Below are 22,409 nucleotides of genomic sequence, written 5' to 3'. Positions count from 1 at the left end.
TCTTTATTCTATCGGACAAAAGTGAATCTGTCCTATTCGAACATTCACATAGGGCACATCCATTCATTTTTGATATGATGTCTATATAGAAAGCGAGGTCAGCCCATGAAACAGTCGAAGTGGTATGCATTTTTAACCGGCGCCGTTCTCTTGACGGGAATTGCCTTATACGGTCTATGGATCGGTTATCAGGATATCGTCAATCCTCCGGAGCGAACACTTTCCGTCTCCGAAGATGAACGTCCCGAACCAGAAGGAAACGTTTACGTCGCATTAGGCGATTCGTTGACACGCGGTGTCGGTTCAACATCAGGCGCAGGATATGTACAGCCTGTCAGCGCTGCTCTTGAAGAAGAAGAAGAAGGCGTACGTACGCAAAACCTTGCCGTGTCTGGGGCACGAACAGAAGATTTACTCACACAACTCGAGCAACCTGAAGTGCGTCGGACCATCGAAAACGCACGATATATCACGTTGACCATCGGTGGAAACGATTTGTTCAACCGTGGAGAAAACGTCGATAACTTCGAATCCGTCGATATTCAACAAGTGGTCACGGATGCGAAGACGAATTTAGAAACGATTTTCACTGAAATTCGTTCGCTCAACGATTCGGCAACCATCGTGTATATCGGTCTATATAATCCGTTTCAAAATGATGCGAATGGACAAGCATTCAATCAGCTCATCCTCGATTGGAACGCATCCGCGAAACAATTGGCGAATGCGCAGAATATCGATGTGATCGACCCGTTCGCCTACATCTCTGACTTATCAAGAGACCTTGCGACCGACCAGTTCCACCCGAGTGACCGTACGTATGAGAAATTCGCGAATGATGTACTCTTCGTTCTCGAATAATCAAAATCCTCGTCAGCTTGACGAGGATTTTTTACTTCTCATATCGAACAATCCACTGTTCCCCTTGTTTCATCATGCCCGTCCCGATCCAACCCGCTTGGAGCAACTCAACTTGTCGCCCACGATCTTCCATCGGTACATCTTGCACAACTGATGTGGGATGCCACGAACGATGCATCTCTTTGTAAAAAATATAGCGGAGTTTCCCGCCATACTTTTCTTTCAACGCCCCGATTCGGAGTCCGAGCGTAAACTTGTCTTTCATGCTTGGAATATTGAACGGTGCGACGGTAGCGCAGACGACATCGAATCGATCATCCGATTCCACTTGTGCCATCAACAGTTTGCCTAAATGTGTCTGTAGTCCATATCCACGGAAGTCTGGATGGACGTTCGTCACTTCCTGATACAGGACACGTTCAAGCGAATCCTCCGGCCAACCGATATCCCGCCCTAGATGTTCCGCATCGATCGGTGGGATGAGCATCGCTCGAAACGCGATGATCCGACCATCTGATCTTGCCCCAATCAATGTCTGGTCATTCAATAGTTTCGTGAACTCCTCGATGGATAGCGATTGATAATGTTCTGGTTCAGCCAATGCCTGAATGACCGCATCTTGGACGGACAACAGTTCCGGTAAATCGGACAAGCCTAAAACACAAACATGAAGGGAAAGGTCTTTGATCTCACCTTTCCACATGCGATTCTTCTCCAATCACGTAAGAATCCGTCGTCAATTCACGCAACACGTCCTCATCGACGTCAATACCGAGTCCCGGACGATTATTCAGTGAGATGATTGGTAAATCATATAATAAGTTTCCGACATCTTTCCCGAATCGGAGCGGACCCGTCAACTCGACCGTCTTCACGATTTTACTCGAGAAAGCGACGTGGAATCCTGCACTCGATGCAATAGAGGATTCGACCATGGAACCGATCTGGCATTCGATTCCGGACATTTCCGCCATATGGACCAACTTTTTCGCCGGATAGATGCCACCACATTTCATGAGCTTGATGTTCGCTTTATGGGCTGCTTGCATCATCGTCAAGCGTCTCATATCGTGAACGTCTTTCAGCCCTTCATCCATCATGAGCGGGACGGAAATTTTTTGTTTCACTTCGAGCATGCCTTCAAAATCATCCGCCTTGACCGGCTGTTCGACCCAATCGATGCCATACGGTTCGAGTAGACGCATCGCTTGAACGGTATTGGCCGCGTTGACCCACCCTTGGTTAACATCGACTCGAATCGGCACGTCATTTCCTACCGCTTCCCGTACCGCCTTGACACGCGCCACATCCGTTTGCACATCTACTCCGACCTTCATCTTCACTGCCGTATAGCCTCGTTTCATTTGTTCGAGTGCCTCTTGTGCCATATGGTTCGGCTCTCCGATACTCAAGACGTGCGTGACTGGGAATGACTCATGGTACCGACCGCCAATCCATTCGTAGATGGGTTGATTCAGCTTTTTCCCGATCACATCATGACAGGCGATATCGAGTGCTGCTTTGGCAGCCGGAACACCACGAATCGCACGGTCCATTTCGTCATGAATATGCTCTAAGTGCATCGGATTTTTTCCGATTAGGAGCGGAGCCAATAGATGACGGAGGACGCTGACCGTGCTCTCAGCGGACTCACCCGTCACATGCTCATCCGCCACGGCTTCCCCATAACCGACAAGTCCACATGCAGTCGTCATTTTGACGATGACAGACGGCATATCATCATAACGATGATAACTGACGATGAATGGTACTTTTAACGGAAATCGAACCGAGAAAATTTCTATTTTTTGAATATTCATGTTCATCACTCCTTTACTTCAACTGCCTGTTCCTCTATATTGTCGTTATATAGTCGCTAAATTGCAAGGGGGATTTTACATGTCCATCCATATCGCCGTCGTCGGATCACCATCGTTTATTCAACAGGTACAAAAAGGTTCTTCTTTACCCGATGTTCGAATCGAGGGATTTCCGTATGATGACCCACGAGAAGCGAAAGACATCGCTACGCAACTCCTATTTTTTGACGGAGTTTTCTTCTCCGGTTCATTTCCTTATACGTACGCGACAGAGGTAGCGTCTCTTCCGTACGCTCATCACGTCGTTCAAGATGATGTCGTCTTATTGACGTCGCTCTTATACGTGACGTTGACACAACAGCTCCGAATTGAAGAGCTCTCCATCGATCTCGTTGATGTGTCACGACTTGAATCAATTTTAGCATCGTTTCCAAGCCACATGTCGCCACCGCAAGTGAAAGAACTTAGTCCGTATATGAATTTCGAAGAGTTGATTTCGTTTCATGAGAAACTTCAACGAAATGGGTCGACTCGATTCGCTTTGACGAGTGTCGAGCGAGTTCATCGACACTTAGTGGAAAATGGATTTGCTAGTCAACTCATGATTGAGCCAGAAGAGAGAATTCTCCACCACTTCCATGATTTTATTCAACAGATTCGATTGAACAAATCAGACCAGTCCCAACTCGCCGTGCTCTTCTACTCGGATGCCAGTGAAGATACGCTCAACCATGTGTTAACACATCATTATTTCGGTGGTAAATTGATGGAGACCACTCAAGACGGTATCGTCCTATTATCGAGTAAAGGAAAGATTGAATCTGCTATATCAAAAGGTTTTATTTTGTCAGAGGACTCACCTGGTCATGTAGGGATTGGATATGGGTCCGATTATCAACGCGCCGTTGAGCATGCCGAACTTGCCCTTCAGACGGCGAGTAATGCCACGATACGAATCTTCGACGATTCAAAACGAATGACGTTCACCGATCAACCGGCAACGATTCATTTCCGCGTCACGCAAACGCGTGTCTATGACATGATGAAACAGACGGGTATGAGTCCGACCAATATCGAAAAGCTCATTCACTTTTCAATGGACCAGCTCGAGTTTACAGCGAAAGAGCTGACCGACCATTTAAATGTGACACGTCGCACGACAGAGCGACTCATCAAAAAATTGGTTGATGCAAAACTCGTTCATCCGATTGGCGAAGAGATGAGCTACAGCCAAGGTCGTCCGCGCACCGTCTATAAATTTCAATTCCCGGTCGATTGACGACCGGGAATCGTTTTATTGAGCCGCTTGTTCTGCGACAGGTTCTTCCTGTTGGATGACCGCCATGCGTTCAATCGTATATCCCGTGAAGGCATAAACAATCGAAATGACCGGTACGATGAAGTTCAAGACGGCGTAAGGTGCGTATTCGAACGCTCCGACCCCGAGTGTTCCGAGGATGAATACCCCACACGTATTCCACGGGATAAACACGGATGTCAACGTCCCTCCATCCTCGAGGGCACGAGATAAGTTTTTCGACTGCAGTCCCATTTTTTCATACGCTCCAGCAAACATACGTGACGGGACGACGATTGAGATGTACTGCTCCGAACACGTCGCATTCGTCGCAATTCCCGCTAAAATCGTTGAAGCGATCAACGAACCTGCCGTTTTCGCCAACTTCAAAATTTGGTTCATAATGGATTGGAGCATCCCCGAATATTCTAAAATTCCACCGAACGTCATCGCGACGATGGTCATCGAGACCGTGTACATCATCGCATCAAGACCACCTCGGCTGAAGAGGTTATCGACCAGTTCATTACCCGTATCAATGACATAGCCACTTTGAAGAGCGCCTACGCTGTCAGCGAGCGTTCCGCCTTGAATGAACACTTGAGCCAAGAAGCCTAGGGCAATCCCGACGACGAGTGCCGGAATCGCAGGTACTTTTTTCGCGACGAGCAAAATGACGGCGAGTGGAACGAGGAGTAACCATGGTGAGATGACAAAACTGTTCTCTAAAATCGTCAATGTCTGCGTGATCTCTGAAGAGTCCGTCGTCGAATCTGCGAACCGTCTACCAAGCCAAGCATATACCCCTAGCGCGATGATGAGTCCCGGAATGGTTGTATATAACATGTGCCGAATATGTACGAATAAATTCGTATGAGTTAAGCCTGCCGCCAAGTTTGTCGTGTCTGACAAAGGCGACATCTTATCCCCGAAGTAAGCTCCTGAGATGACAGCCCCCGCTACCATCGGCGCCGGTATCCCCATACTCAGCCCGATGCCCATCCCCGCTACTCCAATCGTACCCATCGTCGACCATGAACTCCCGATCGAGAGCGCGACGACCGCACAGATGAGGCAAATGGTTAACAAAAAGTATGCCGGCGAGATGATTTTCAGTCCGAAATAGATCATCGTGGCAACAATCCCTCCACCGATCCATGCCCCAATCGTCAACCCGACCAAAATGATGATGACGACTGCCGGTAAGGCAAGACGAATCCCTTTATACATCATCTCTTCAATCTCTTTCCACTTGAACCCGTGACGCCAGGCGACGATTGAAGCGACTGCCGTTCCGACGATGAGCGGAATGTGTGGACCTTGACCGAGCTTAACGATCGAGATGAGCATGACGACGATCATCACCCCGAGTGGCAAGAGCGCCCACCCTAACTTCATGTCTTGCTTGTTCCCCGTTGTTTCCATATAACTTCCTCCCCTATAGCGAAAATTCAGAATTGTCGTTATATTGTCGCTAATAACGTTATGATAGCGCTTACAAATGATTGATGCAATAAAAAAATGAGTGGACAGACATCTGTCTATCACACTCATTCTGAATTAAGTCGCTGCAATTCGGAGCGCATCCGCAAGTAGACGAGCCCCGTCCTCTAAGGCGTCACGGTCAAACATCATATGCGGATGATGGAGTCCTGGACCCAAGTCAGCCCCGATTCCAATCATCGTCGCATCTAGCGTCGGTTTCTCGACGGTATAAAAATGAAAATCATCGCTACCTGACGTGACGATCCGTTCGACGAGAGCCGCGTCACCGAAGCGTCCCTCAATCGCTCGCTTGGCGATTTTGCTAGATTCTTCCCCGACGACCGCTCCCGGTGTGAAGTCTTGCCATTCCCACTCTACTTTGATGTGATGAAGTTGAGCGACATGGTGAAGCATGTCCTCGACACGATTTCGGAGTTCGAGCAATTCCTCATTTTGTTGGGCACGGACGTCAATCGAGAATGTCGCATTCCCCGGAATGATATTCATGTTATCACTCCCGGCGTGTACTTTCGTCAACTTGACGGAGTGTGGCTCAAACGGTGACAAGTAAATGCTTTTGAGCATGTGTTGAATCGTGAAGATGACATCGAGTGCGTTCTGTCCTTGATGCGGTCTTGCGCCGTGCGCGTCATCTCCGATCACTTCTCCCTTTAGGAAAAAGGCAGCACCATGCTGAATCGCCGCAGCGTATTGTCCCTTTCTTAACTCTTCTTGTGGACGTAAATGAATCCCGAACAGTTGCATCACATCTTCTAACGCGCCTCGTTCGATCATGGCGAGGGAACCATTCCCTTGCTCTTCGGCAGGTTGGAAGATGAAACGGATCCGCTTCTGTAACGGCTCGTCCTTCAACTGTTCAAGTGCTCCGAGTACCATACTGATATTCGCGTCGTGCCCACAAGAATGGTTCGCTCGAAACGTACCGTCCACTTGTTGCCATAACGCATCGATATCGGCGCGGACCGCAATCACGTCTTCCCCCGATCCAATCTCCGCGATCACCCCGGTCACATCCTCGAACGTCCGATGCGGAATCGACCAGTCCGATAAGATGGAGGCAATCGTACGTGTCGTCTCAACTTCTTTCCAACTGACTTCTGGATGTGCATGAAAATGTTCAAACCATTTCAATACGTTTGTCATATGTATCTCCACACCTTTATATTTTTTTGACACCTTTGATCAAAATCCATTGAAGTGGGAGTCGACCCCACGTGATCCATTTCGGAATGACTTTCCCACCGATTCTAGAAGGTTTGACGGCCATGTTGATATTGGCTGGGAAGACGGCGATAAAGAATGCCGGTAGCGTTCTCTTTACGAACGTCGTCCCCTTGTTGAGTAAGAGCATCGCTCCGAATATGACCTCAACGACTCCACTCAGTCGCACCATCAGTCGACGGAACGGCCATGACTTCGGAATAATCGACATAAACGCCTTCTCTCTGACAAAATGTAAAATCCCTGCCCCGAATAGTAGCACCCCATATAAGTTTCGTACCATATCTCATCCTCCTTTTGTATAAGCATAGCAAAAAAGGCGGGCATGTTGCCCACCTTTTACAATGCAGAACCGTTCGCGTTTTGAATCTCGACTTGAACCGTCTCTGTTTTTCCGTCGCGGATATATTCGATGTCGACCGTTCCATCCGTATCGCGAATCAATTCACTGCGGAGGTCGATGAAGGAACTAACGTCTTTGTCATTGATTTTCACGATGACGTCACGTGCCTCAAGACCTGCTTTCGCAGCCGAACTGTTTTGCTGCACTTCTACAATGATTGTTCCCGCCGTTACCGATTCAGGTAAGTTGATTTGTTCCGTCAAGTAACCTGGAGGGAACTCTGATACGTCACGAAGTGATACGCCGAGTGACGGATGATTCACTTCTCCCGTCTGTTCGATTTGATTGATGAGCGGAAGGGCGATGTCGACTGGGATCGAGAAGCCGACTCCTTCAACTTCTGCCGTCGCAATCTTCATCGAGTTGATCCCGACGAGTTGTCCTTCTTCGTTGATTAACGCACCACCTGAGTTACCTGGGTTGATGGCCGCATCGGTTTGAATGACCTCGGCATTGAAATCGGCCTGTCCGTTCTCATCTGTATCGACCGGTACGAGACGAGACGTCGACGAGACGACACCACGCGTCACGGAGTTCTCGAATTGTCCGAGTGGATTCCCGATGGCGATGACCGTTTGTCCCGGTTTTAACTCACTCGATTTGCCGATTGAGATGACGGCCGGTACTTTATCAGCGTCTACTTTCAAGACGGCCAAGTCATACGTGGCGTCACTTCCCATGAGTGTGGCATCCGCTGTCGTGCCATCATTAAACGTGACCGTCAACTTGTCCGCTCCGTTGACGACGTGATGGTTCGTCGCGATATATGCCGAGTCTCCTTCTTTTTTGTAAATGACACCTGACCCGACTCCAGCCTCGACCGCTTCACTCGAGAATCCGGTTTGGGCGAAGTTGTTCACAGTCACGACGGCAGGTTGAGCGGTCGCGACGGCATTCGTGACCGAAGAATCGGATACGTTCGATGACGTCTGGACCGGAGTCCCTTGCGAGGTCACGTTCGTGTCACTCACACTCGTAGCCGGTTGGTCGATAAACGGATATGCGATTGCGCCCGTCAACAACGCCCCGATGACCCCACCGACAAGTCCCGGGAACATACGGCTGACGAATGACGGTTTTGTTTGTGTTCGTACCATTGTCTCTTCTCGGTTGGATGAACCGAGTTCTGTATCTAACCAATCTTTTTGTTGCTCTGATTCATGTAATTGATCGTGTTCATTTGATTGATCGTGACGATCCATAATGATTCATCTCCTCTGTGTTATCTTCTACCCTTACTATAACGAAGAGGAACACTCATTTATGAAATGATAAATGAATTACAAGATTCTTCACATTTTACGTCATTTCATTCAGACAATCACATTTCTTAGCGTGCCGAGACCTTCAATCGTCACTTCGACGGTGTCACCCGTTTGAAGATACGTCGGTGGCGTCATCCCGTGCCCGACCCCGGCCGGCGTACCAGTCGCGATGATGTCACCCGCTTCAAGCGTCATGCCTTTCGATAACGTCCGAATGAGCTCGTCAATCGGACGAATCATATCGGCCGTCGTTCCGTCTTGGCGCGTCTCCCCGTTAACACTTGTTTTGATTTGGAGAGGGAATTGAAGCTCGTCCGGTGTCACGATGAATGGTCCCATCGGACAGAACGTATCGAGTGACTTGCCACGGAAAAATTGGACATGTTCTTTTTGCACGTCTCGTGCCGTCACGTCGTTTAGAATCGTGTATCCGAAAATGTGTTCTTCGACCGATTCGATGTCTCGTCCCGACTTTCCGATGATGACGGCGAGTTCGCCTTCATAGTCGAGTTTATCCGTCAATTCCGGATGGCGCTCAATGACCGCTTCCGGACCGACGACTGAAGTCGGTGCTTTCGTGAAGATGACGAGTTTCCCCGCTCCCGCTGTATCCATCTCTTTCACGTGTTCTTCGTAGTTCTTACCGATACAAATCACATTTTTCAACGGTCGATACGGGGCGAGTAGTTTCACCTCCGTCACTCGGTATGATGGCGCCACGTCCAAGTCGATATCCGGCTCGAACTCACGGGCGATCACTTCTAATAAGTTAGTCGTATGTACTTGATTGCTGACATCAAAGACGAAATCGCCCTCGATGATCCCCACTCGTTGCTCTTCCTGCATCTCAAAACTACACCATTTCATCTTAAATCCCCCTTTTTCAACATTATACAAAAAATCGAGACATCTCTGCCTCGATTACACTTTATTCAAAAAGATGATTCGTTGATTACTCGATCCCCGAAAGCGGAGTCCCATATCTCGTAGCGACTGCTCGTAATAACCGTCAACGAGGACATCGGCGTAGTCTAACACGGTTTGAATCGCTTCGTCGTGCATCGCTTCCAACTGTTCGAACGTATAACCGGTATACACCCACACATTTTTACCGAGCGACTTACATGCCATGACGAGTTTTGCTAGCTCTAATGATTGAAGAAACGGTTCACCTCCTGAGATGGTCACCCCGTCCCAACCACTGAGCTTGACGCGTTGAACAAGTTCCTCTACTTCGACATCCTCACCGCCGGATGGATTCCACGAGGAAGGATTATGACACCCTTTACAGTGATGCGGACAGCCGGCAGTAAAGATAACCGTCCGAATCCCTGGTCCGTCAACTACGGATTCTTCAACGACGGATAGAATGCGCATCGTGTTTCACCCTCGCCCGCTCTTCTTCTCGTTTCGCCGTATTCCAACGGTCCATCGTCCCGACCAAATAACCGGTGATGCGGCGAATTCGTTCGATGTTTGTATCCTCGCCACAAGTCGGACAGGATTCGTCAATCAGCCCTTCTAAGCCACAATTCCCGCAGCGATCGACCGGATGATTGATCGAACCGTAGCCGATGTCATGTTGACGCATCAAACGAACAATCGATTCCACCGCTTCCGCGTTGTGGGCGAGAGAACCATCGACTTCGACATAAGAGATATGTCCCGCGTCACACAATGCGTGATAAGGTGCCTCGATTCGGATTTTCTCACGAATCGATACAGACTGATAGACCGGCACGTGGAATGAATTTGTATAGAAGGCACGATTGGTGACATCTTCAATCATCCCGAACGCTTCCTGGTCTTTCGTCACAAATTTACCTGACAGTCCTTCTGCCGGTGTCGCAAGTAACGAGAAATTCAAGTCGTACGAATCGGCTGCCGCTCGCATGCGATCAGCTAAGTGCGTGGCGATATCGAGACCGAGTCGTTCCGCCTCACGCGACTCGGCATGTGTACTGCCCGTCAACACCTTTAACGTTTCAGCGAGTCCGATGAAACCGAGTGAGAGCGTTCCTTGTTTTAATACGTCTCGGACCTCATCCTGAATATGTAACTCCTCACTTCCTCGCCAGACCCCTTGTGTGTAAAGGAAACGAAATTCTTCAGCGCGACGCGTGCATTGATACTCGAAACGCTCGACCAACTGTTCGATTCCGATGTCGACATATCGGTTGAGTATCCGGTAAAAATCCGAGATCGACTCCGATACAAGTGCCATCTTCACCAAGTTGAGTGTGGAAAATGAAAGATTGCCACGTCCGATTGACGTCTCCTCCCCATGTCGATTTCCCATGACCCGCGTGCGGCAACCCATGTATGCCACTTCAGATGCATGCGTCCCATCATAGTACGTGGCATTGAACGGGGCATCGATGAACGAGAAGTTCGGGAAAAGACGCTTACCTGTGACCCGACACGCTTCACGGAAAAGATCGACGTTCGGATCGTCCTCCCGAAAGTTGATTCCTTCCTTCACTTTAAAGATTTGAATAGGAAAAATCGGAGTCTCCCCGTTCCCTAACCCACATTCCGTGGCACGGAGTAACTCCCGAATGAGGATACGTCCCCACTTTGACGTGTCCGTCCCATAATTGATCGAGACGAAAGGCACTTGCCCACCACCTCGTGAGTGCATCGAGTTCGCATTGTGAATGAACGCCTCACACGCCTGATACGTCGCCGAAATCGTCTCTTCTTCCGCGAGTGTCTCCATTTGCCCCTCGTCCCAGTCAACAGGTAACGATTGGAGTCGGCTCAGTTGACGCTCATATGTCTTCTCGACATACGGTGCCAAGTCGACGTCAAACATCGGGAACGCCTGCCCCCCGTGCTGCATATTTTGATTCGCTTGAAGGATAATCGATGCAAGTGCCATGGCGGAGCGAATGTCTTTCGGGGACCGGATCGTCCCATGTCCCGTATGGAAGCCGTCTTTCAACAATTGACCGAGTGGAATTTGACAACATGTCGTCGATCCTGTGATGTAATAGTCCGCATCGTGCACGTATAAAAAGTTATCAGTGACGGCTTGTTTTGACCGTTCCGACATCAAATACGTCTGCGACAATTCTTTCGACACTTCTGAAGAGAGTCGTGCTAGTTTTCCGAGCGGGGATTTGCCGTCCACGTTCGCATTCTCTTGTACCAAGTCTTGATCTGGTAAGACGCAGACGTCCTCATACAACTGCAGTAATTTCAAAACCCATCACCTCACTATATATGGATTCAAAACATTCATATTCGTTTTAAGAATCCTATATATAGATTATGGCATGTGATTTTCTCGATGGTCACGAGTCGATATTGTGACAGTTTACGTGTGGTCATACGATAAAAAAGAGCCTCGTCTTCGGTAAGACAAGGCTCTACGTTATATGTGACAAACATCATTTATTTAGCAGCTTTCACGACTTTTAATTCGACTTCTTCCTCTAATTCTTGTACCTCACGGAGACCTTTCGAGTTCAACCACGTATAGATGGCTCCCATGAAGAGCGCTCCACCGATAATGTTACCGAACGTTGCAGGAATCAAGTTGTGAATCGCACCTGCCATGCTGATCGTCTCAGGGTGTGGGACGACGAGCGTCAAGGCGAACAAGACGAAGTTGGCGATGACGTGGTCAAATCCTGATGCGAAGAAGACCGCGACAAGGAAGATCATCGAGAAGATTTGAGCGAACTCATTTTTCATTTGTTTCGGTAAGAAAATAGCGAGACAGACCATCCAGTTACAGAAGATGGCGCGGAAGAAAATTTCGACCGTCGTATGATGCATTTTACTTTCAACAACGGAGAACAACCAGTTGTTCATCCCGAGTTCTTGGATGACGCCAGTCGGTGCAAGTAGTAAGGCGAATAAAATTCCCCCGAGTGCGTTCCCGACGAAGCAGAGCAACCAGACGAGCATCGTATCACTGAGCGTCGTATAACCACGAAGCGTCGACGTTGTGAAATACATCGTATTCCCCGTGAACAACTCAGCTCCCCCATAGATAATCATGACGAGCGCGATCCCGAACGAGAAGCCTCCGATGAGTGTCGTGAACGGAGATTCCGCTAAATACATACCGTTGACGACTTTCAAGGTAAAGATTGAGGCAAAGCCGATAAAGATCCCGGCTAACATTGCCCGTAAAAAGTATTCCATTGGACGATAATGAATCATTTGAGTGGAAGCCTGTGCTTTTTTTCGCAATGATTCGAGTGCATGGATTTCCATTGATGCCATGTCACAAACCCTTCTTTCTGAATAATTAAATAGGAAAGTATCAGTTCTAATATGTGAAATCATTAACAATATAAACTGTACAGTCTCTGTTGGCAATCCTGTCTTGCATGAATTGACAGAGTGTTCACATCGTAATCGTTTACATATGGCGGATTTGTGACAAACAAAAATTCTCCCAATTTTCGGGAGAATAATAAGACAAAGTTTATGAAGCCAATCGTTAAAATAAGGGATTAATCCTTTCTCATGAGTTCATCAAATGTTAAATTTAATCTTTCCTCTACATGAAGCGTTTCATGATTAACAATCAAAAGGTGTCCACTCTTTATGTCCACTCCTACAAAATCTCCTAGCAAATCTTCATAACCTACGACTGCAAAGCCTTGTTTTGTGAACTCTTCTAAATCTCCAAACTGACTTTCTAATTCATCGTTCGGTAGAATACAAAGATATCTATTCAATCCTTCGACCTGATCCAACAGGATTGCCTTTTCTTTAACAGGTAATAGCGATTGTATCGATTTGTATGACATATTATACACCTCACTCATTTTTATGAATAGCATTATAATGTTCTTCTGTAATCACTGCATTTCATGATAGTTCAATATATATTTATTAACTGTCTCTTGGTCGACTATTGCGATTCAGACATTGTAAAATTTATCAGTGATATTCCTTTCCGATTCTAATTTTCGTGAAATGAATCTCTGCCGCAACAGGAGGCAATAAGAGATGGCATATAAATATTTCCTGCCCCTCTAATTCGTAACTATCGATGCTAATATCCTGCATGAAATATGGGCGTTGTCCCCTCGTCAGTTCTTTGATTGGCATTGTTCGATCATCTAGAGCGGTAGAAACCTCTACTTTAATACAACCTAAAAATTCAATCTCGTAGTGACGATAACTCTCTTCCTCATCTTCAATCTTTATTAAAACCTCATCTCCAAAATAACGGCAATCGAATCCTAAAACGCGCGCATCCCAGTAGTGTATTTTTTCGATTTCTCTTAATATTTCCTGAGCTTTCATTTTTTCACCTTCTGTATGGAATATGTGTTGCTTAAACCACGTGGCTTCACAAGTTTTAAATGGTTTTTATAATTTTGATTGTATAAATGAACATCATGATACAAAGCTATATGATCTGGCTAAATTTAGTCTTATTCCAACTCTACGGACTGTATTCCTCACATCGATAAACCCGCTATTATCAGTTTATATAATTCTAACAAAGAGTCATCATGAGTAGACCCCCAAACCTCATCATACATATCATTTTTCATAGTATCTATGTAACATGACTATGCGTTATAACATGCTCAAACTGAGGCCCTCATAATTCATTTTTCGTCTAAATAATCAATGTAAAATTTTTGAGGTATATTCTTTGTTAATTCTTCAATAGATTCATATTTTTTTTCATTAGAAAATAAAATAAACCCAAGTCCATCTCCATCTATTTTAATAAAAGAAGTTGGTATACTCATATCAATTAAAGGTACAAATTGAGTGCTAGAGAACAGCCACTTACCATATTTTTTTAAAGTAAAATTCAATTTATCTTTAAAGATAATGTTATAAAACCCATTTTGAGCAGGCATCCAGTACGTTTCGTTAATCAAAAACCTTAAATCTTTTTCGTTTTCTATTTTTGCATTGCAGTAATAAAAAGAATTCTCATTCTCAGCACAATCGTTCATAGAATATTTAATTTTCCTTGAATCCATTTTTTCAACCATCTCATTATCCTGACTTATATTTTTAGATAATATAAATGTTATGACTATTGGATATACATTTTGGTAAACCAAAAAATCAATTAAAGCTTTTTTGTTATCGTTAATAGTTAAATCATCATAACTAGTGATCTCATAAACCTTTTTAATTTCACCTATAATGAAATAATTATCAAAATTATCTCCAATCTGCTTATGTAGATGCTTCCTTTCAATAATTGTAAGCTCTTGCATAGTGATCACCTTCCGATACTAAAAATGAAGAAAAGCTTCTTAATAATTACGTTATCAGTTGTAGACAAGATTAGCGAAACAATACTGAAAAAAGAGGAGCATCGCCCCATCTAGGGACGATGCTCCTCTTTTATAATCGAATTGCTTATTCTTTATCCTCAGTCGATTCTTCTGTTTCTTCAGAAGATCCTTCTGAAGCTTCTTCAGTTGAACCTTCCTCTGATTCAGTTTCTTCCTCTTCCTCAGCAACCGGCTCATTCACAGAGGCGATGTGCATATCTGGTTCCGAGACGATCGTGTACGATTTGTCTTCTGGAAGATCCGCTACCGTCACCGAGTCACCGATTTCGAGGTCTGACACGTCAAGTTCGATGCGTTCAGGGATGTTGGCAGGTGTCGCTGCGACCGTCACTTTATAGAGTGACTGGGCGAGATATCCGCCTTCTTTGACGCCTTTCGCGTCGCCAACGAGGACGATATCCGCTTCGACTTCTGTCTCTTCATCCATCTTCACAGCCATAAATTCGACGTGCTGATAGAAGTTTGTGAACGGATCCGTTTCCGATCCGTGCACGAGCGTGTTGATCTTGTTTCCATCGAAATGGAGTTCGATCAAGGCGTTGTCACCGTGGTCTCGAAGAATTTTACGAAGGTCCATCTCGTCAAACACGATTGGCGTGCTGTCTACTTTGTAACCATAGACAACGCCTAACGCTTTTCCTTCGTTACGCAACTTCGTGCGTAGTGATCGTGGGCGTAATTCTCGTTTTGATACTTGAAGTTTGTTCGTCATTTTCTTTTCCTCCTACATGGATATACATTTCATGTCGGCATCTTGAGGGTGAGGCAGTGAAAAAGCCACCTCTCAACCTCGATGCGTTGAGTGACATGTGTATAGTTTTCCCATGAGGGCTCCTGCATAAACGTTACATCGTGTTAAAACAAGGTAACAAGACGATTACATGACGCGTTTGAACAATTTCTCGAGTTCATACGTGCTCCACTTCACGAGAATCGGTCGCCCGTGCGGACACGTGAACGGAGACGTCGTTCGACTCAAATCATCAATCAATTGTCGCATCATCTCCATATTGAGTGGATGATTCGCTTTGATGGATCGTTTACACGCCATGAGGATCGATGCTTCCTCACGATATTTCGCGATGTCGATTGACCGCTGCTGAATAGCCATCTCCACTAGATCACGAATTGTACCCTCTAAGTCATGTTGCGGATACCATGTTGGAATTTCACGTACAAGGAACGTGTTACCCCCAAACGGCTCTAACGTGATGCCGGCATCCGCTAGAAGCGGGAGCACTTCTTCGATGGCGAGCGTCTCTTCTTGCGTGAACTCTAACGTCAGCGGAATCAACAGGAGCTGATACTCTTTTTCCGGACGTCCTAACTGCTCATAAAACAACTCATACTTGATGCGTTCCTGGGCGGCATGTTGGTCCATCACGTACATCCCGTCTTCCGCTCCACAGATGATATAACTCGAATGGAGTTGCCCGATGACGTCTAACGCCGGAAGACGCTCGGACTGACGTACAGGCTCTTCGACCTGTTTTGGTTCGATCATCTCTGCCTCCGGTTCATGAACGAGCGGAGCCGGATTCCATTGGGAAGGAGACGTGAGCGACTCTTTTCGATCCCGAGGAATCGGATAGTTCCACTCGACGGTGTCGGCTTGTTTAGGTTGCGGCTCCATCGAAAAGTCGAGTTTCGACTGTTCAGACGGTGTCACACGTTTCGGCTTCGCTTCTTGTTTCACAGACGGAATGAGACGTTGCTCCCGGAGCGTCAATTGAACGGTCTCTCGGATGAGCTGGCACAGTTCTTTTTCTTTCGACAAACGTACTTCACGTTTTGTCGGATGGACGTTCACGTCAATCAACATCGGATCCATCTTCACCTCGAGCACGGCAATCGGATAGCGTCCGATCGGTAAGAGCGTGTGATAGCCTTCGAGCACGCTTTGGGTCAGCGCAAAGTTCTTGATGCTTCGACCGTTTAAGATGAGAGTCACGTACTGTTTGTTCGAACGGGTCACTTCCGGGCGAACGAGATGCGCGCTCAACGTATAGTCGTTCGTCTTACTCGACGCCGTAACAATTTGTGCGGCGACTTGGCGACCATAGATGGCGAGCATGACTTGCTTCAAGTCCCCATTCCCGTTCGTACGCAACAATTCTTTTTCTTCGTGGAAGACGGTGAAACGAATCTCCGGATGAGACAGCGCCAATCGGTTCAACGTATCCGTAATGCTCGCGAGCTCAGTCGCCGATGTCTTCAAATATTTCAGACGGGCTGGTGTGTTGAAGAAGAGCTGACTGACCGCGATTTCAGTCCCGACGTTCGTCGCCGCCGGATTGGTCGCTGTGACGACACCGCCTTCAAGCGTCATCTCAAAACCATCTTCATCTGCTCGCTTCGACTTCAACGAGACGTGACTGACCGACGCGATCGAGGCGAGTGCCTCACCGCGGAAGCCAAGCGTCCGAATCCGGAACAAGTCATGCTCGTCACGGATTTTACTCGTCGCATGCCGCAAGAAGGCTCGCGCCGCGTCTTCTTCATGGAACCCATGCCCGTTGTCACGGACTTTAATAAGACGGATACCCGCCTCTTGTAAGTCGACGTCCACTTTCGTCGCTCCCGCATCAATCGCATTTTCGACTAATTCTTTGACGACGGAAGCCGGTCGTTCCACGACCTCCCCGGCTGCGATTCGGTTCGCGAGTTGTTCCGGTAACTCTCGAATGATTCCCATCGACTCACCCTTTCTTTGCGGTCTGTTGCAGTTCATAGAGCGCCTGCATCGCTTCGATTGGATTCATTGCCAACAAATCGAGTTTGAGCAGTTGCTCCCGTACGACGTCATTCGACTCGAACAATGACAACTGGCTGACTTCTTCCACTGGTGGAGAAGGTTGCTCGTTCAAACTCGGTTTCGTTGCTTCGGATTCGAGTTCTGACAGGATCGTCCGAGCCCGGTCAATCAATGAATCCGGAAGTTCAGCCAATTCCGCCACGTGAATCCCATACGACTTGTCGGCACGTCCTGGATGTACCTCATGGAGGAAGACGACTCGTCCATCCCGTTCAATCGCCCGGACATGAACATTCTCAAGTGTCGGAATCGAATCTTCGAGCACTGTCAGTTCATGATAGTGCGTCGAGAAGAGTGTCTTCGCTCCGATTGTTGAGGCGATATATTCGACAATTGCCTGTGCGAGCGCCATTCCGTCATACGTTGACGTCCCCCGACCAATCTCATCCAATAGAATCAGACTATGGTTCGTTGCCTCGGTGACGGCTTGGCGCGTCTCGGTCATCTCGACCATGAACGTCGACTGTCCGCTCACCAAATCGTCCGCTGCACCGATCCGTGTGAAGATGCGGTCAAAGAGCGGGAGTTCCGCCGCTTCTGCCGGGACGAATGAACCGATCTGATGAAGGATTGCAATTAAGGCAAATTGACGCATATACGTCGATTTACCGGACATGTTCGGTCCGGTGATGAGTAACATTTGACGTGTGTCGTCAAGCGTCAAGTCATTGGCGACATATTCGCCTCGCGGCAAGACCGTCTCAATGACAGGGTGACGTCCACGTTCAATTTGGACGTGAGATGTCGTAACTGGGCGTACGTATTCCCGCTTCTCCGCCACGACGGCAAGGGCGAGGAGCACATCCAACTCACTGAGTGAACGGGCCAATTGTTGAAGGTCCTTCGTGTACGTCTTCACTTCTTCGCGGAGCGCGACAAACAAGTCATATTCGAGCGTACAGCTCTTCTCTTCCGCACCTAAGATCAGGGCTTCCTTCTCTTTCAGTTCTGGCGTGATGTATCGTTCCGCATTCGTCAACGTCTGCTTCCGCTCATAACGTCCTTCTTCAAGTAACTTCGCATTCGCTTTCGTCACTTCCAAGTAGTAACCGAATACGCGGTTATACCCGACCTTTAACGACTTGATGCCGGTCGCGATGCGTTCCTGTTGCTCGAGGTTGGCAATCCACGATTTCCCGTGCGCTTTCGCTTCTAGCAGTTCGTCGAGCTCATCCGAATACCCGTGACGAATCATCCCACCTTCTTTCGTCGAGATCGGGGGTGAATCGACGAGGGCAGCCCGTAGCTGTCCACTCAACGTCTCGAACGAGTCAAGATTCTGTTCGATTTGCAGCAAGCGATCGGCTTTCACCGTTTGTAAGAGTGACCGGACGGCTGGCATCCGCTCGAGTGTGTCGCGTAATTGGACAAGGTCTCGCGCATTCGCCGTCCCGTACCCGACTTTTGCGACAAGGCGTTCGATATCGTAGACTCGCTTCAGCTCTTCTTGTAGTTGATCGCGCAACATGAAGTCGTCCACTAAGTTCTCGACGGCGTCCTGTCGCTCTTTGATGCCTTGCTCTGTATAGAGTGGCTGTTCGAGCCAACGCTTCAATAAACGACCGCCCATCGCCGTCGTCGTCTCATCAAGGAGTGAAAGGAGTGACCCTTTCCGTTCTCCCGAACGAGCCGAACGGAACAGTTCAAGATTTCGGGCCGTATTGGCATCGAGTTGCATATGCTGTTCAACCTCATAGGCGACAGCTGGTTGCAAGTGATCGAGCGAACGTTTCTGTGTTTTCGTGAGATAGGCAAACAGCAATTCAAATGCCGAGCGTTGTGCCTCGTCTTTCGCACCTTGTGCGAGCGGACTCTCCCGCTTGTCCACTTGAATCGAGAGAGGAATGCCGGTCTGTCGTAACAAGTCAGCGAGTCGTTCGTCTTCGACGATGACCTCGTTCGGGAGCAATCCTTCGATTTCACGTAAGACGGCCTCTTCTGACGAGAGCGTCGTCAACCATGATTCCCCCGTCGTGACGTCACCGCGAGCAATTCCGAATCGTCCTGCGACGTCGGAGATGGCGACGAGATAACGGTTCTCTTTTTCACTGAGTGACGCCATGTATGTACCCGGCGTGATCACTTGGATGACTTCTCGCTTCACGAGTCCTTTCGTCGCCTTCGGGTCTTCCGTCTGTTCACAGATGGCGACATTGAATCCTTTTTCGATCAGTTGCTCGATATAGATTGCCGCGGAATGATGCGGAACGCCACACATCGGGATTGGATGCTCGGCCTGTTTCCCGTTTTTAGAAGTGAGCGTGAGCTCTAACTCCTTTGCGACAATTTGTGCATCTTCAAAAAACAACTCGTAAAAATCACCGAGTCGATAGAATAAAAAGGCGTCCGGATAGTCTGCCTTGATGGAGAAATATTGTTTCATCATTGGTGTTTGATGGACTTCTTGCATGTTGATTCACCTCTAGAAAGTACAACAGCTGACCATCGGCCAGCTGTGTCGTTTTAGTATCCGCAGCCGCCGCGTGCTTGTTCAGCCGCCATGCCGCTCCCTGTCTTCCCTGCAAGGACGTCGCCGTCCGTCGATTCGATGATACGGTCCGTCACGGAGTTCGCGAGCGTGACCGTCACGTATTGAAGTAAATCGTTCACTTCGACTTGTGTTTCTTGGAACGCTTGAACGACCGGAATCGAGTCAAGTTCTTCCATCGCTTTATCAATCTTTTGCTCGACTTTCGCAAGTGCTTCCGTCTTGCCGTAGTGCTTACAGTTGACGGCTTCTTTTTGTAAGAACTTGATTCGTTTAATCAACGTCTGTACGCGGTCACTTCCGTTCACTTTCGCTTCCGCTTCTTTGAAACGCGCCACTTCTGGTGTTTGTGCTAATACGTCTGCCAATTCTCTTGCTTTTGCAATTACTTGTTGATCGGTCACCATTGTAAACCCCTTTATGTCTATAATGTAATCGTGCTCAATGGCACGTGAATGTTCTTTCTCATTCTAACATGAACGATTCGGAAACGGTACTAGCGGGATTCGAGGATTCTCGTAACATATCGACGTGCGGAATGCTGTCTTCTTGATACACATCACTCGTCCGTTTGAAGCCAAACGAGGCATAAAAAGGTTCCACATACGTCTGCGCTTGCAGATATAATGTCTCATGACCGAAGTCCTTGATTGCCGCATCCATCAAGAGGCGGGAATACCCTTTCCCTCGATGCGTCGCTTTCGTGACGACACGTCCGATGGCGACCGGAGATGCTTCCGTTAACACGCGAAGCGCAGAGACGATCTCTCCATCTTCTTCCATCCAATAATGGATGGCTGCTACGTCCTTTCCATCCACCTCTTGGTACGGACAGTTCTGTTCGACCACAAATATCTCAGTCCGTAATGCCAGTAAGCGATACAATTCCATCGTTGTCAGTTCATCAAACGCTTTTATCTTCATCAATATCCCCCTAATCAATCGTCACCCCGAGTGCCCGGGCGACATGTAATCCGCTCGTCATCGCGCCAATCGTCCCTGCTCCCGGAAATACCGTATCCCCGCACACATAGAAGTTCGGCAAGTCGGTACGATAACTTGCCGCACGAAAGAGTGCCTGGCTTGGCGTCTGGGCATATCCTCCAACTGCTCCGTGTGGACGCTTCGTATACTTCACCCATGCCCCGGGTCCACCAGGCAGAAGTAGTGACGACTCGCGGTCCCAATCGGGAAATGCAGTCGCGACGACGTCGACGAGACGATTGGTCCAATCTTGTTCTAGTTTCTCATATGCCGCCCGATCTTTCCAATGTTGCCATTCTGATAAATCGATATGTGTGGATACCGTGATGGTCCGTTCCGGTCGTTCTGTCCGTAACACGTCACCTGGCGCGGACATCGAAATGAACGCATGCCCACTCGGTAATCGCTCGTGATAGATTTGTTGAAATAGTGGTTGCTGTTGACACACATCCTCAGGCAAGACGAGGTAAAGGCTGAACGTGCCCCATTGCGACTGCTTCAATTGTCTGCGATATTGTCGTTTGAAGCGTCGTTGTTCTTGTCCTCTCAGAAATTCGCTCGTCCGCTCAATCGGGATGGCGGAAACAACGACATCGACTAGTTCAAGTCGTCCTCTTCGATCGGTGATGAGCCATCCATCCGTTACCTGTTCGATGGATTGGACGTCTCTCCCTAATTTCGTTTCGCCACCAAACGTTCGGACGGCGCGCTCTAACGCATGAGCCAATTGATACAGTCCACCTTCAACATAGAACGCTCCTTCGTGATAGACCGACAGTGCCACTGCACCGAGTAAATGACTCGCTTCTTTCGCACCGGTCTGCAAACTGTCGAGCAGGACGCCATCGATAAATCGCTCGAACATCGTACCGTTTAGTCCGTGACGAGCTAACGTGTCACCGAGTGGCCGCTGGAGTTTCAGGAGCGCTGTGATTTGATTCGGTCGAAAACCTTTCAGCGCGTAAACTATGTCTGATGTCGTCCGAAGTGGAAGTGCAGGTAACTGCTGAAACAGCGGACGAATCCTCTCAAAATCTCCCCACACTTCTCGGTAAAACGCATGGATTGACTCATAATGCTCTGAGAACACGCGACTGAGCTCCTCAAGCAGGCGCATTCGGTCGCGATAGTAAGTGACGGTGACGTCAGGTAATTGAATGTCCATCACCTCGTCAAGTAACGTCACCTCGACCGATTCGCCCAATTTCTGAAGGACACGCTGATGGACTCCACCTTTTTCAAATCCCATTCCGAGTGTCGCGCCTGCCGGGAACAAATAGTCACCCCGTTGAAATTTACCGGCACACCCACCCCATTCACGCGATGCTTCTAATACAATCACATCATGCCCTTTTTGTTGCGCGAGCGCAGCTGCCGTCAAACCCGCAACGCCTCCACCTATGATCCCGATTTTCATGTACATCCCTCCTCTTTATATCATACCTGCTCATTCAAA

The 22,409-nt window shown here is 48.0% G+C and carries 21 protein-coding genes; 2 read left to right on the top strand and 19 right to left on the bottom strand.

Translation table 11 applies throughout. From position 1 onward, the window contains the following. The first annotated feature begins 105 nt into the window (after positions 1–105). On the top strand, positions 106–861 hold the full coding sequence (locus KNO90_RS10340; RefSeq protein ID WP_215113519.1) for a GDSL-type esterase/lipase family protein: 756 nt from the start codon (positions 106–108) through the stop codon (positions 859–861). Between the two features lie 31 nt (positions 862–892). Here the strand turns inward: KNO90_RS10340 and KNO90_RS10335 are convergent, their stop codons facing one another. Both KNO90_RS10335 and KNO90_RS10330 read right to left on the bottom strand, forming a co-directional pair. Continuing rightward, positions 893–1,564, bottom strand: coding sequence for a hypothetical protein (locus KNO90_RS10335; protein ID WP_215113518.1), 672 nt, complete (start codon positions 1,562–1,564; stop codon positions 893–895). Then, positions 1,551–2,681, bottom strand: coding sequence for a mandelate racemase/muconate lactonizing enzyme family protein (locus tag KNO90_RS10330; protein WP_031423874.1), 1,131 nt, complete (start codon positions 2,679–2,681; stop codon positions 1,551–1,553). Before KNO90_RS10330 ends, KNO90_RS10335 begins: the two co-directional genes overlap by 14 nt. Positions 2,682–2,760: 79 nt before the next feature. Between KNO90_RS10330 and KNO90_RS10325 the strand changes: the two genes are divergently transcribed. After that, positions 2,761–3,960 carry a hypothetical protein gene (locus tag KNO90_RS10325; RefSeq protein ID WP_215113517.1) on the top strand — a complete coding sequence of 400 codons (1,200 nt, stop codon included), beginning with the start codon at positions 2,761–2,763 and terminating at the stop codon, positions 3,958–3,960. A 15-nt stretch (positions 3,961–3,975) separates the two neighbouring features. On the opposite strand, the gene nhaC is transcribed toward KNO90_RS10325, so the two are convergent. From nhaC to KNO90_RS10240, 17 genes are all read right to left on the bottom strand, one after another. Beyond that, a complete protein-coding gene (gene nhaC, locus KNO90_RS10320; RefSeq protein WP_483299189.1) occupies positions 3,976–5,376 on the bottom strand; it encodes a Na+/H+ antiporter NhaC in 1,401 nt (466 codons plus the stop codon). A 162-nt stretch (positions 5,377–5,538) separates the two neighbouring features. Next, positions 5,539–6,627, bottom strand: coding sequence for an amidohydrolase (locus KNO90_RS10315; protein ID WP_214740420.1), 1,089 nt, complete (start codon positions 6,625–6,627; stop codon positions 5,539–5,541). Between the two features lie 16 nt (positions 6,628–6,643). Further along, positions 6,644–6,988, bottom strand: a complete 345-nt coding sequence (locus tag KNO90_RS10310) for a DoxX family protein (RefSeq protein WP_214740418.1) — start codon at positions 6,986–6,988, stop codon at positions 6,644–6,646. Positions 6,989–7,044: 56 nt separating this feature from the next. Further along, positions 7,045–8,310 carry a S1C family serine protease gene (locus KNO90_RS10305; RefSeq protein ID WP_214740416.1) on the bottom strand — a complete coding sequence of 422 codons (1,266 nt, stop codon included), beginning with the start codon at positions 8,308–8,310 and terminating at the stop codon, positions 7,045–7,047. Between the two features lie 111 nt (positions 8,311–8,421). After that, on the bottom strand, positions 8,422–9,240 hold the full coding sequence (locus tag KNO90_RS10300) for a fumarylacetoacetate hydrolase family protein (protein ID WP_214740414.1): 819 nt from the start codon (positions 9,238–9,240) through the stop codon (positions 8,422–8,424). Positions 9,241–9,294: 54 nt separating this feature from the next. Beyond that, a complete protein-coding gene (gene nrdG / locus KNO90_RS10295; protein WP_214740412.1) occupies positions 9,295–9,750 on the bottom strand; it encodes an anaerobic ribonucleoside-triphosphate reductase activating protein in 456 nt (151 codons plus the stop codon). Further along, positions 9,728–11,578 (bottom strand): anaerobic ribonucleoside triphosphate reductase, encoded by a 1,851-nt coding sequence (locus tag KNO90_RS10290; RefSeq protein WP_215113516.1) that lies wholly within the window; start codon positions 11,576–11,578, stop codon positions 9,728–9,730. Before KNO90_RS10290 ends, nrdG begins: the two co-directional genes overlap by 23 nt. Positions 11,579–11,769: 191 nt before the next feature. Further along, positions 11,770–12,600: a formate/nitrite transporter family protein gene (locus KNO90_RS10285; protein WP_215113542.1), complete on the bottom strand. Its 831-nt coding sequence runs from the start codon at positions 12,598–12,600 to the stop codon at positions 11,770–11,772. Positions 12,601–12,842: 242 nt separating this feature from the next. Beyond that, positions 12,843–13,142 (bottom strand): hypothetical protein, encoded by a 300-nt coding sequence (locus tag KNO90_RS10280; protein ID WP_214740407.1) that lies wholly within the window; start codon positions 13,140–13,142, stop codon positions 12,843–12,845. 133 nt (positions 13,143–13,275) lie between these two features. Then, complete coding sequence (locus KNO90_RS10275; RefSeq protein WP_214740405.1) at positions 13,276–13,644, bottom strand: hypothetical protein; 369 nt, start codon at positions 13,642–13,644, stop codon at positions 13,276–13,278. 311 nt (positions 13,645–13,955) lie between these two features. Beyond that, entirely contained in the window at positions 13,956–14,585 is a 630-nt protein-coding gene (locus KNO90_RS10270) for a hypothetical protein (protein ID WP_215113515.1), read from the bottom strand. A gap of 145 nt (positions 14,586–14,730) precedes the next feature. Further along, a complete protein-coding gene (locus KNO90_RS10265) occupies positions 14,731–15,378 on the bottom strand; it encodes a 50S ribosomal protein L25/general stress protein Ctc (RefSeq protein WP_215113514.1) in 648 nt (215 codons plus the stop codon). 165 nt (positions 15,379–15,543) lie between these two features. Then, positions 15,544–17,361 carry a DNA mismatch repair endonuclease MutL gene (gene mutL, locus KNO90_RS10260; RefSeq protein WP_215113513.1) on the bottom strand — a complete coding sequence of 606 codons (1,818 nt, stop codon included), beginning with the start codon at positions 17,359–17,361 and terminating at the stop codon, positions 15,544–15,546. 4 nt (positions 17,362–17,365) lie between these two features. After that, positions 17,366–19,891, bottom strand: coding sequence for a DNA mismatch repair protein MutS (gene mutS, locus KNO90_RS10255; protein WP_214740397.1), 2,526 nt, complete (start codon positions 19,889–19,891; stop codon positions 17,366–17,368). 53 nt (positions 19,892–19,944) lie between these two features. Then, complete coding sequence (locus KNO90_RS10250) at positions 19,945–20,376, bottom strand: YlbF/YmcA family competence regulator (RefSeq protein ID WP_012726155.1); 432 nt, start codon at positions 20,374–20,376, stop codon at positions 19,945–19,947. Between the two features lie 58 nt (positions 20,377–20,434). Continuing rightward, on the bottom strand, positions 20,435–20,893 hold the full coding sequence (locus KNO90_RS10245; protein WP_214740395.1) for a GNAT family N-acetyltransferase: 459 nt from the start codon (positions 20,891–20,893) through the stop codon (positions 20,435–20,437). A 10-nt stretch (positions 20,894–20,903) separates the two neighbouring features. Further along, on the bottom strand, positions 20,904–22,370 hold the full coding sequence (locus KNO90_RS10240) for a phytoene desaturase family protein (RefSeq protein WP_214740393.1): 1,467 nt from the start codon (positions 22,368–22,370) through the stop codon (positions 20,904–20,906). Positions 22,371–22,409: the final 39 nt, after the last annotated feature.

This window comes from Exiguobacterium sp. s63 (assembly GCF_018617335.1).
GTDB lineage: Bacteria > Bacillota > Bacilli > Exiguobacteriales > Exiguobacteriaceae > Exiguobacterium.
The sequence above is the reverse complement of the archived record's forward strand: the minus strand, read 5'-3'. Positions and strand labels throughout refer to the sequence as shown.

Bases quoted from the DNA above. Each gene is read 5' to 3' on its own strand.
- KNO90_RS10330 (WP_031423874.1), bottom strand. From the start codon at position 2,681: ATGAATATTCAAAAAATAGAAATTTTCTCGGTTCGATTTCCGTTAAAA.
- KNO90_RS10305 (WP_214740416.1), bottom strand. From the start codon at position 8,310: ATGGATCGTCACGATCAATCAAATGAACACGATCAATTACATGAATCA.
- KNO90_RS10275 (WP_214740405.1), bottom strand. From the start codon at position 13,644: ATGAAAGCTCAGGAAATATTAAGAGAAATCGAAAAAATACACTACTGG.
- KNO90_RS10335 (WP_215113518.1), bottom strand. From the start codon at position 1,564: ATGTGGAAAGGTGAGATCAAAGACCTTTCCCTTCATGTTTGTGTTTTA.
- KNO90_RS10285 (WP_215113542.1), bottom strand. From the start codon at position 12,600: ATGGAAATCCATGCACTCGAATCATTGCGAAAAAAAGCACAGGCTTCC.
- KNO90_RS10280 (WP_214740407.1), bottom strand. From the start codon at position 13,142: ATGTCATACAAATCGATACAATCGCTATTACCTGTTAAAGAAAAGGCA.
- KNO90_RS10245 (WP_214740395.1), bottom strand. From the start codon at position 20,893: ATGAAGATAAAAGCGTTTGATGAACTGACAACGATGGAATTGTATCGC.
- nhaC (WP_483299189.1), bottom strand. From the start codon at position 5,376: ATGAAGTTAGGGTGGGCGCTCTTGCCACTCGGGGTGATGATCGTCGTC.
- mutL (WP_215113513.1), bottom strand. From the start codon at position 17,361: ATGGGAATCATTCGAGAGTTACCGGAACAACTCGCGAACCGAATCGCA.
- KNO90_RS10265 (WP_215113514.1), bottom strand. From the start codon at position 15,378: ATGACGAACAAACTTCAAGTATCAAAACGAGAATTACGCCCACGATCA.
- KNO90_RS10270 (WP_215113515.1), bottom strand. From the start codon at position 14,585: ATGCAAGAGCTTACAATTATTGAAAGGAAGCATCTACATAAGCAGATT.
- KNO90_RS10250 (WP_012726155.1), bottom strand. From the start codon at position 20,376: ATGGTGACCGATCAACAAGTAATTGCAAAAGCAAGAGAATTGGCAGAC.
- mutS (WP_214740397.1), bottom strand. From the start codon at position 19,891: ATGCAAGAAGTCCATCAAACACCAATGATGAAACAATATTTCTCCATC.
- KNO90_RS10325 (WP_215113517.1), top strand. From the start codon at position 2,761: ATGTCCATCCATATCGCCGTCGTCGGATCACCATCGTTTATTCAACAG.
- KNO90_RS10340 (WP_215113519.1), top strand. From the start codon at position 106: ATGAAACAGTCGAAGTGGTATGCATTTTTAACCGGCGCCGTTCTCTTG.
- KNO90_RS10300 (WP_214740414.1), bottom strand. From the start codon at position 9,240: ATGAAATGGTGTAGTTTTGAGATGCAGGAAGAGCAACGAGTGGGGATC.
- KNO90_RS10240 (WP_214740393.1), bottom strand. From the start codon at position 22,370: ATGAAAATCGGGATCATAGGTGGAGGCGTTGCGGGTTTGACGGCAGCT.
- KNO90_RS10315 (WP_214740420.1), bottom strand. From the start codon at position 6,627: ATGACAAACGTATTGAAATGGTTTGAACATTTTCATGCACATCCAGAA.
- KNO90_RS10310 (WP_214740418.1), bottom strand. From the start codon at position 6,988: ATGGTACGAAACTTATATGGGGTGCTACTATTCGGGGCAGGGATTTTA.
- nrdG (WP_214740412.1), bottom strand. From the start codon at position 9,750: ATGCGCATTCTATCCGTCGTTGAAGAATCCGTAGTTGACGGACCAGGG.